The organism is Brucella tritici (assembly GCF_008932295.1).
Lineage (GTDB): Bacteria > Pseudomonadota > Alphaproteobacteria > Rhizobiales > Rhizobiaceae > Brucella > Brucella tritici.
In genome coordinates this window covers 1-9,248 of the sequence record NZ_WBWA01000054.1, presented here as the reverse complement: position 1 = coordinate 9,248, position 9,248 = coordinate 1, and the positions used below count along the sequence as shown (strand labels likewise).

Below are 9,248 nucleotides of genomic sequence, written 5' to 3'. Positions count from 1 at the left end.
AGGTTGAACCGCAGATAAAGCCACACCGCATGAGCAATAAGCTGTGGCGGAAAACGGTGACGCTTGAAGATGATAACTGATGTCTGCATCGCCAAAATTTACGCCCAAACCGTCAGGCAGGCAACTGTAGCCCAGTTAACGTGACAACACCCCGGCGGCACCTCGGGAATTGGCGCTGCCATCGCCGCCGGCTTCATCCATCTCGGTGCAACGGTGCTTGCAACCGGCGCCACACCGGCCGAGGTCGAAGCAGCCGCTGCTGACGGGTCCGCGATTGCCGGATTGCGCCACGCCGTACTCGACGTCCGGGACGCGGCGGCAGTTCAGAACCTGGTCGGCTCGCTGCCCGGCCTCGACGTCGTGGTGAACTGCGCCGGCATCATTCGCCGCGGCGCCGAACTCGACCCCGAAACCTTCGCGTCCGTCGTCGACATCAACCTTACGGGGACGATGAGGATCTGCGCGGCGGCGCGACCGCTGCTGACGAAGCGCGGTGGGGCAATCGTCAATACGGCATCGATGCTCAGTTTCTTCGGCGGCGGGCTGGCACCCGGCTATTCGGCGTCCAAGGGTGGGGTCGCGCAGCTGACCAAATCGTTGGCGATCGCTTACGCTTCCGACAGCATCCGGGTGAAAGCCGACTGCGTGCCACAGCGCCGTCGACTGCCCCGAAAGCGGATTACACAGTCAATGGAGCGAACTGGAACGCCAACGTTCTGACCGTTCTACGTTTTGTCGGTCTGATCGTGAGCTTTCCCGGGCATATTTGACGCCCCTGCTCCTAATCTCGCGAACCGGCGTACCCGGTCCGCGAGCTGACGTAACCGCACGAACGGCAATACCCCGGTCGACCATCATCCCGACGATGGCTTTGCCCGCACAAACCTCTGTTCGTGACCTCAGCGTAGTTCAGGCAGTATATAACTACCGCGATGCAATTCGGGCGAGACAATCAATGGCGATAGATTCCGGTATGGATGACACCATCCACACCGCACCATGCGCGATACATTCCCGGACTGTTGAAGGGCAGGCAGATATTGCCCTTTGCATCCACGGCCACAAGCCCGCCTGAACCGCCGATTTCACCCAGTTCGGTCACGACACCACCTGCCGCATTTTGCAAGTCCTGTCCTGCCCAGCGCATACGTGCATCGATCTCGTGTCCAACAGCCCAACGAATGAAATATTCTCCATGTCCGGTTGCCGAAATGGCCGCAGTGGTATCGTCAGCCCAGGTTCCGGCGCCAATAACGGGACTATCACCGACGCGACCGGGCGTCTTTGCCGTCATGCCGCCTGTGGAGGTCGCTGCCGCGAGGTGACCGAACCGATCGAGCGCCACCGCCCCGACAGTTCCATGCTTGCGAGCAGGATCGCCGTCATCCGGAAGCCCCTCTTTACGACGCTTCATTTCAGCCTTGAGGGCGTTGAGCCGATGTTCGGTACCGAACCATTCCGGAGTTTGTAATTCAAGACCGGCATTTTCACAGAAGCGTTTGGCGCCATCACCGGCCAGAAATACATGCTCGGTCGTTTCCATCACTGCGCGCGCGGCAAGTATCGGGTGGCGTGGACCGCAAATTCCTGAAATCGAGCCGCATTCACGTGTCGATCCATTCATAATGGCCGCATCCATTTCGTGGGTGCTGTCGGTGGTAAAAACCGCGCCACGTCCCGCGTTGAACAACGGGTCATCTTCCAATGCCATAACCGAAGCCGTTACGGCATCGAGCGATGTGCCACCCTCGCGCAGAATATTCAGTCCCGCCTCGAGACAGAAGCGCAGGGCAACATGATAGGCAGCCTCGCGCTCCGGCGTCATGTTGGATTTCAGTATCGTTCCCGCACCGCCATGCAGCGCGATAACCGGCATCGTTTCAGACATTCTGACCTCAATCTGGAAGGAGTTCTGCTTTATTCAATCGCGTCAGCGCAACGCGAAGCTCATGGCGGCAAGTGCCGTCATCCAGCCAACCACCTCCGCCATCGTCACACAATCGAACCCCACGGTGACGGCATCAACCCGTCTGGCCGGGGGGAGTATTGCCATTTGATCTGCGAGTGCCGCATTGCTCATCAAGAATTCCGTCTTGTATGGCCCATTCAGCCGGAATGCTTTTTTACTACCAGCTTCGCGGACTGCACGTATCGCCCCCTCCCTCAGCATAGCGCGCGCCCGCTGGACGGATACCTGACGTGCAGCCCGGTGACCGAAAGATTGTTTGACAACGACAAATTCAGCATCCGGGAAAAATCCAATATTTTCGTCCCTCGTGCAATCGTCGCCGGAAACCAGACCAACTGGAACGCCAAGCTCTCCGGCATAAGCACCGTAAATACCCGGCTCCCCGTAAGGCAGGTTGTTGATACGGACTTCCCGGAATGCAAAACCGTTTGTGGTGTGGGCAAGTACCCCACCCTTGCCGGCCATGGAATGATGCCCGACCATAAGGAACAAATCGAATTCAGCCGTCAAACCGCAGGCCATGTTCATCGGCTTGGGCTTGCCTAGAAGCAAATCGGCTGCCGGATGCAGCAGAGATGGCAGAATATTTGTCATTGGCCCGTGAGAGTCGTTGACAAGGATTTCGGTTGCGCCCGCTTCTACCAACCCCTCGACTACGGCGTTGACTTCTTCGGTCATGAGAATGCGCGCTTTCTCATATTCCACATGACCAGCCTGCCCTTGAGCCGGAACAACAACACCTGCAACTCCCTCAATATCGGCGGAGATATAAACTCGCATAACAACCGCTTCTCAGTCGGATCGTAGCTTCGGATCGAGCGCATCGCGCAAGCCATCGCCAAAAAGATTGAAGCCCAGCACGGTGACAAATATTGCGATGCCGGGGAATAACGTCAAATGATCGGCCACTCCCATATAGGTCCGGCCATCAGCCAGCATGGCGCCCCATTCGGGGCTTGGCGGTTGCGCGCCGAGGCCGATGAAAGATAAGGCAGCAGCGGTCAGAATGGAGGTGCCTATACGCATCGAAAAATAGACAATGACGTTTGGCAGGGTACCAGGCAAGATATGACGAAGCATGATAACGCGATCAGCTACGCCGATCGCCCGCGATGCATCGACATAAACAGTGCGCTTCAACTGCAACGTGGTGCCGCGAGCAAGTCGGGCGAAAACCGGAATAGAGAAGATCGCGACTGCGTAGATCACATTGGTAATGCCGGGTCCGAGCACCGCGATCACAGCGATTGCAAGCAGAATGCCAGGGAAAGCAAGCAGCAGATCGCACAATCGCATGATAACCGAATCCACCCAACCACCGTAAAACCCGGAAACGATACCAAGCGTGACGCCGAAAAGCGCGCCCAGCGTCACCGACAGAAAGCCCACCGCGAGCGAAATGCGCGCACCCCAGATAATGCGGCTGAATATGTCACGCCCATAGGCATCCGTTCCCGCCCAATGCCCGGCACTCGGGCCCTGGAGAACGGCATTATAGTCCGGCGTGCTCGGATCATAAGGTGCAAGCACTGGAGCCAGAATTGCCGCCAGCACCAAAGCAATGATGAAGACAAACGCCACCAGGGCTACCTTCTGCTTTTTGAACCGCCGCCAGAATTCGGCCAATGGTCTGCGCATTTTCTGGGCTGGGTCCACCAATACGGTTGTCGTACTCATTTGTAGCGGATCTCCGGGTTTGCAAAGGCATAAAGAACGTCAACCAGCAGATTGATAAAGATGAACTGTAGTGAGAACAGCAGGATCAATGCCTGAATGACAGGGTAATCCCGATAGGAAACGGAATCGACCAGCAGTCTTCCTACACCTGGCCAGGAGAACACGCTTTCGACCACTATCGATCCACCAAGCAGAAAACCGAATTGCAGACCAACCATTGTGATAATGGGGATCAATGCGTTGCGTAGCGCATGTTTCCATACGACCCTTCGCTCCGGCACGCCTTTGGCGCGTGCTGTGCGAACATAGTCCTCCCGCGCAATTTCAATAAATGCTGAGCGGGTAAAACGCGCCATAACAGCTGCAACCCCCACCCCAAGCGTGAACGAAGGCATCACATAATGCTGCCAAGTACCGTAGCCGCCGGTCGGAAACCAGCCAAGTTTCACCGAGAAAATATTGATTAGCAACAGGCCCAGCCAGAATGGCGGGAATGAAATGCCGGATACCGCTATGATCATTCCAGCGTAGTCAGGCCATTTACCGCGTTTTACAGCAGAAATCACGCCGATCAGCAAACCGAGAAGTGAAGACCAGAGCATTGCAAATACAGTGAGCCAGACTGTAGGCATCAGGCGTTCGCCGATCTCCTCGGTGACCATTCGTCGCGTCTTAAGCGAAACACCGAAATCGCCGTGAACCGCACGCGTCAAATAGCGTGTGAATTGCTCTGGCAACGGTTTATCCAACCCAAGCGACGAACGAACTGCAGCAATATCTTGCGGGCTGGCGTCGGGGCCCGCTACAAGGCGGGCGGGATCACCTGGCAGCATGTGCACAAAGGCGAAAACGCAAACCATCACGAGCACGATGACAGGTACGGTAGCGACAAGCCGTTTGATGAGATAGGAAAACATAAATTCCCTTTCGGAAAGGTAGCGCCGGCCCCGAAAGGCCGGCGCTCTTTTCACGAGCTGTTAGTCAGCGAATGCCGCTTCTTCGAGCAGGAAACCACGATCCGGAAGCATATAGACGCCGGAAAGTGACTTGGTCTTGGCCGACAGGTTCTGGTTCACACCGAGGAAGATCCAGGGTGCGCCTTCCCAGGCGGCCTTTTGTGCTTCCGCATAGAATTCTGCCCGCTTGGCCGGATCAGCCGTGCTGATTGCACCTTCGATTGCAGCATCGACCTTTGCGTCCTTGAAGTAAGCAACGTTGAACATTGCTGGCGGAAAGCTCTGGCCATAAAGCAGTGGGCGAATACCCCAATCGGCATCGCCCGTCGATGCAGACCAGCCGCCATAATACATCTGTACGGCAGCATCTTCCGGCTTCTCGACAGACCAGATTTTCTGCGCAGCAACGCCAGCCTCAAGCGGCATTACGTTCACTTTCACGTTGATCTGTGCCAGTTGCTGCTGGATGAACTGAACCGCACGTATGGATTCCGTATTGGAGTTTGCCCAGATTTCCGTTTCGAAACCACTCTCCAGGCCTGCTTCCTTCATCAAATCTTTGGCCTTGTCGAGATTGTACTCGTAGTTGCCAACCGGCACATGGAATGCAAGGTTCTTGGGAATGATCGAATCTGCCGGCTCGCAAAGGTCGTTATAGACGATCTTGCAATAGGCTTTTTTGTCTACGGCGTAATTGAGCGCGTGTCGGACGCGAACGTCATCGAAAGGCTTTTTCAGATTATTGAGAGAGACGTACCACTCGACGATAGAAGGGTCTTTATCGACCTCGACATTCGGGTTCTTTTCGGCGACCTGCATCAGTTCAGGAGGGAAAGAAGGGATGAACTGGGCTTCACCCGTCTGGAGCATTGCAAAGCGCGCACCGGATTCCGGCACTGAACGAACCGTCACGCCATCGATCTTGGGAAGCCCTTCTTTCCAGTAGTTGTCATTTTTCACGACTTCAAGCGTATCTGCCGACCAGTTTTTGAACTTGAACGGGCCGGTTCCGACCGGATTGCGTCCGATCTCCTTGCCGTATTTTTCAAGCGCCGCCGGTGAAATGATCATGGCACCTGGATGAGCAAGCGAGGCGATCATCGCGCCAAACGGTTCCTTGAGGATCAATTTGACGGTAGCATCGTCAACAACCTGCACTTCCTTGACCATTGAGACCAGGCTGCGGCGCGAAAGCTTGTTGTCCGGGTTGGCAAGACGTTCGATATTGGCCTTAACTGCTTCAGCATTGAAATCCGTGCCGTCGTGGAACTTGATACCTTTGCGAATCTTGATGGTAAATTCGGTCGCATCGCCATTGGCCTCATAGCTTTCAGCCAGTAGAGGAATGAGCTTCATATCCTTGTCGAAGCCAAAAAGACCCTGATAGATAAGACGAAGCGAGGTCTGCGACAGCGTGTCATTGATGTTCGTTGGATCAAGACCTGTCAGGTTATTTGGTACCGCAACGGTAAGGGATTTCGCCCAGACCGTCGCGCCCGGGAGCATTATCGCGGCGGCCAACGCCGACGACAACAGCAAGTTCTTCAGTTTCATTGTCAACTCCTTCCTAAGATCAATGAAAATCGCCGATGGGATGGCGTGCTACGAAATGGCCAGGCTCCACCTCGATAAGAGGGCTGACGACCGGCATGTCGTCCGGTGAACGCACCGGGCTTGGGATTTCCCCCTCGATAAGCGGGCGACTGCGCTCACGCCGCTGGGGATCGGCAATTGGAACCGCAGAGAGAAGCCGTCGCGTATAGGGATGTTGTGGATTCTCGAAAATCTGGCGCCGCGGACCAATTTCAACGACCTGCCCAAGATACATCACCGCCACACGATGGGATATCCGCTCAACAACCGCCATGTCGTGACTGATGAATATGTAGGAAAGTCCACGTTTTTCCTGCAGTTCCATCATCAGATTAATGACCTGTGCCTGAATGGAGACATCAAGCGCGGCAACCGCCTCATCGGTAATGAGAATATCGGGATCTCCCGCGAGAGCACGCGCTATACAGATACGCTGACGTTGCCCCCCCGAAAACTGATGCGGATAACGATGCGCATGCTCTGGCTGCAGACCCACGTCCCGAAGCAATTCCACTACACGCTCCTGGATTTCCCCCCCTTTTGCGAGCCCGTGGGTGATTAGCGGCTCCGCAATTGAAAAGCCCACAGTCAGCCGCGGATCGAGGGATGCGAACGGGTCCTGAAAGACGTATTGGATCTTGCGGCGAATGGATTGCTTTTCCGCTCTTCCAAGTTTGAAAATATCCTTGCCATTATAGAAGACCGCTCCGGAAGTGACTTCCTGAAGCATCATTATTGTGCGTCCGGTCGTTGACTTGCCACAACCCGATTCACCGACCAGCGCCAGTGTTTCACCCTGGTGCAAACTGAAACTGACCTGTTCCACAGCATGCACGCGACCAGTGAGTTTCGAGAAGAGCCCGTTCCTGATATCGAACCGCGTCACCAGATCACGCACCTGCAATACCGGCTCAGGTGATTTGATCGTGTCTTGCGGAGGATACTCGGCAAAACTGTCCGAGCCGCTGTCATCGGCTTTCAATAGAGGAAAACGACGCGGAAGGTTTTCACCGTTAAGAGCTCCAAGACGTGGCACTGCGGCAAGCAACGCGCGGGTATAACGGTGTTGCGGCGCAGCAAAAATGGTTTCTACGGTGCCTTCTTCCACTTTCTCGCCGCCACGCATAACAAGCACCTTGTCTGCAACTTCCGCCACAACGCCCATATCGTGAGTGATGAAGAGTACGGCCATGCCCATCTCTTCCTGCAGCAAACGGATGAGACGCAGAATCTGCGCCTGAATGGTGACGTCTAGAGCCGTGGTTGGCTCATCGGCAATCAGCAGACGCGGTCGGCAAGAAAGAGCCATGGCAATCATGACACGCTGACGCATGCCACCCGACAACTGGTGCGGATGACGGTCAAGTATGCGCCTGGCATCGGGAATACGGACCTTTTCCAACATGTGCAGTGCTTCAGCCCGTGCTTCAGCAGAAGAACACTTCTGATGCAAAAGCACCGCTTCGGCAATCTGCTCGCCAACAGTAAAAACCGGGTTGAGAGAGGTCATTGGCTCCTGGAAAATCATCGCTATATCGTTGCCGCGAATACCTTCCATCTCATCAAGCGCAAACCTGGTAAGGTCGTGTGTAACTCCATCGCGGTTGGTAAATTCAATAGCGCCTTCCGTAATCTTGCCGCCACCGAATTCCACAAGACGCATGATCGCAAGAGACGTGACAGATTTACCGGATCCGGATTCACCCACAACTGCCAGCGTTTCACCCGGTTTGATCTCGAACGATAGATTCCTGACCGCACGAAACGTGCCATCATCGCCCTTGAAATCAACACTGACATTTTCAACGCGTACGATCGGTGCGTCTTCGGGGTTACTCGGCTTCACTGTCATCCGTGGTCCTCGATTTGGACTGCGGCTGATCTTCATCCTCCGCATAAAGATAGGGCATGAGAGAGCGCGTTACGGAAACGGCATCCGAGACGCTCTGGTGATGTGCCGTCAGCACGGCAATGATCGCTTCGAAGGCAGCGAGTGCACCAATCGTCGAACTATGCAGAACGGGGTGGCTCGCGGGTACGAATATCTGCTCATGGCTGAGTGAACACAGCGGCGAGGCAGGGCCATCCGTTACGGCAATGCAATGGGCTCCCCGGCCTCGCGCAAGCTTCAGAAAATCAAGGGTCGCCTGTGAGTAGCGTGGCAAGGCCATCGCTATCACAAGATCTCCAGGCCCCAGCCGGAGCACTTTCTGGGCAACACGTTCGAGCCCGCCGGCACCGTTCAGCACGAGCTGTGACCGGGTAAAAAGGATTGATTTATCAGCTAGATATTGCAGCATGTTCGCGCTGACGCCAAAACCGAGAAAGGCAACACGCGGCGCATTCATCATCTGGGCCGCAATGTCCTCCCACACGGTATTCCCGGCTTCCCTCATGACCTGCTGCAAGCATTCTGCAGCACTCTGGAAGGAACCCTCCGCAATCTTTCCAGGCGGGATGTGACGGGCGCGGTCGACATTCTCCACTGGGCGCAGCAATGACTGGTAGCCTTGTACCGCGAATCCTCTGAAATCTGTAAAGCTCCCCAATCCCAGTGCCCGCACGAACCGGGTAATCGTTGCAGATGAGGTAGAGGTTGCTTGTGCAAGCTCCTCTATACCCATCGTCGCGACCGCGAATGGATTGGCGAGCACAAAATCTGCGATCTTTTGCTGGTTTGGGGTGAGACTGCCTCGGCAGGACCCAATCAATGTGGACAGATTCACGTTGTTCCCGTTTACTTTTTATCTTTATGAAAAGTCATTTATCATAATTTTACCGATTTGAAAATAATTTTCACATTAGTTCACAGGGTGTTGTCACGTTAACTGGGCTACAGTTGCCTGCCTGACGGTTTGGGCGTAAATTTTGGCGATGCAGACATCAGTTATCATCTTCAAGCGTCACCGTTTTCCGCCACAGCTTATTGCTCATGCGGTGTGGCTTTATCTGCGGTTCAACCTTAGTCTGCGTGAAGTTGAGGAAATGCTGCTTGAGCGTGGAATCGACGTATCATACGAGACAGTTCGTCGTTGGATCGCCAAGTTCGGCCC

General features: G+C 55.1%; 7 protein-coding genes and 3 pseudogenes. 2 read left to right on the top strand and 8 right to left on the bottom strand.

Annotated elements, in window-relative coordinates:
- A pseudogene (locus F9K91_RS26820) lies at window positions 1-89 on the bottom strand (IS6 family transposase); the annotation flags it as partial.
- 76 nt (window positions 90-165) lie between these two features.
- Here F9K91_RS26820 and F9K91_RS25095 point away from each other — a divergent pair.
- Window positions 166-720 (top strand): annotated as a pseudogene (locus F9K91_RS25095) (SDR family NAD(P)-dependent oxidoreductase); the annotation flags it as partial.
- 232 nt (window positions 721-952) lie between these two features.
- Here the strand turns inward: F9K91_RS25095 and F9K91_RS25090 are convergent.
- From F9K91_RS25090 to F9K91_RS25060, 7 genes are read right to left on the bottom strand one after another with little or no spacing between them, the layout of a single operon-like run.
- Window positions 953-1,888, bottom strand: coding sequence for an isoaspartyl peptidase/L-asparaginase family protein (locus F9K91_RS25090; protein WP_071632281.1), 936 nt, complete (start codon window positions 1,886-1,888; stop codon window positions 953-955).
- Window positions 1,889-1,930: 42 nt separating this feature from the next.
- Window positions 1,931-2,749, bottom strand: a complete 819-nt coding sequence (locus tag F9K91_RS25085; RefSeq protein ID WP_151654364.1) for a M55 family metallopeptidase — start codon at window positions 2,747-2,749, stop codon at window positions 1,931-1,933.
- A gap of 12 nt (window positions 2,750-2,761) precedes the next feature.
- Window positions 2,762-3,646 (bottom strand): ABC transporter permease subunit, encoded by an 885-nt coding sequence (locus F9K91_RS25080; protein ID WP_109366499.1) that lies wholly within the window; start codon window positions 3,644-3,646, stop codon window positions 2,762-2,764.
- Window positions 3,643-4,563 (bottom strand): glutathione ABC transporter permease GsiC, encoded by a 921-nt coding sequence (gsiC, locus tag F9K91_RS25075; protein WP_071632278.1) that lies wholly within the window; start codon window positions 4,561-4,563, stop codon window positions 3,643-3,645. Before gsiC ends, F9K91_RS25080 begins: the two co-directional genes overlap by 4 nt.
- Before the next feature lie 60 nt (window positions 4,564-4,623).
- Window positions 4,624-6,156, bottom strand: a complete 1,533-nt coding sequence (locus F9K91_RS25070) for a glutathione ABC transporter substrate-binding protein (RefSeq protein ID WP_109366500.1) — start codon at window positions 6,154-6,156, stop codon at window positions 4,624-4,626.
- A gap of 19 nt (window positions 6,157-6,175) precedes the next feature.
- Window positions 6,176-8,047 carry an ABC transporter ATP-binding protein gene (locus tag F9K91_RS25065; protein ID WP_151679028.1) on the bottom strand — a complete coding sequence of 624 codons (1,872 nt, stop codon included), beginning with the start codon at window positions 8,045-8,047 and terminating at the stop codon, window positions 6,176-6,178.
- Entirely contained in the window at window positions 8,028-8,921 is an 894-nt protein-coding gene (locus F9K91_RS25060; RefSeq protein WP_109366502.1) for a MurR/RpiR family transcriptional regulator, read from the bottom strand. The genes F9K91_RS25065 and F9K91_RS25060 overlap by 20 nt, the downstream gene beginning before the upstream one ends.
- Before the next feature lie 148 nt (window positions 8,922-9,069).
- Here F9K91_RS25060 and F9K91_RS25055 point away from each other — a divergent pair.
- Window positions 9,070-9,248, top strand: a pseudogene (locus F9K91_RS25055) (IS6 family transposase); the annotation flags it as partial.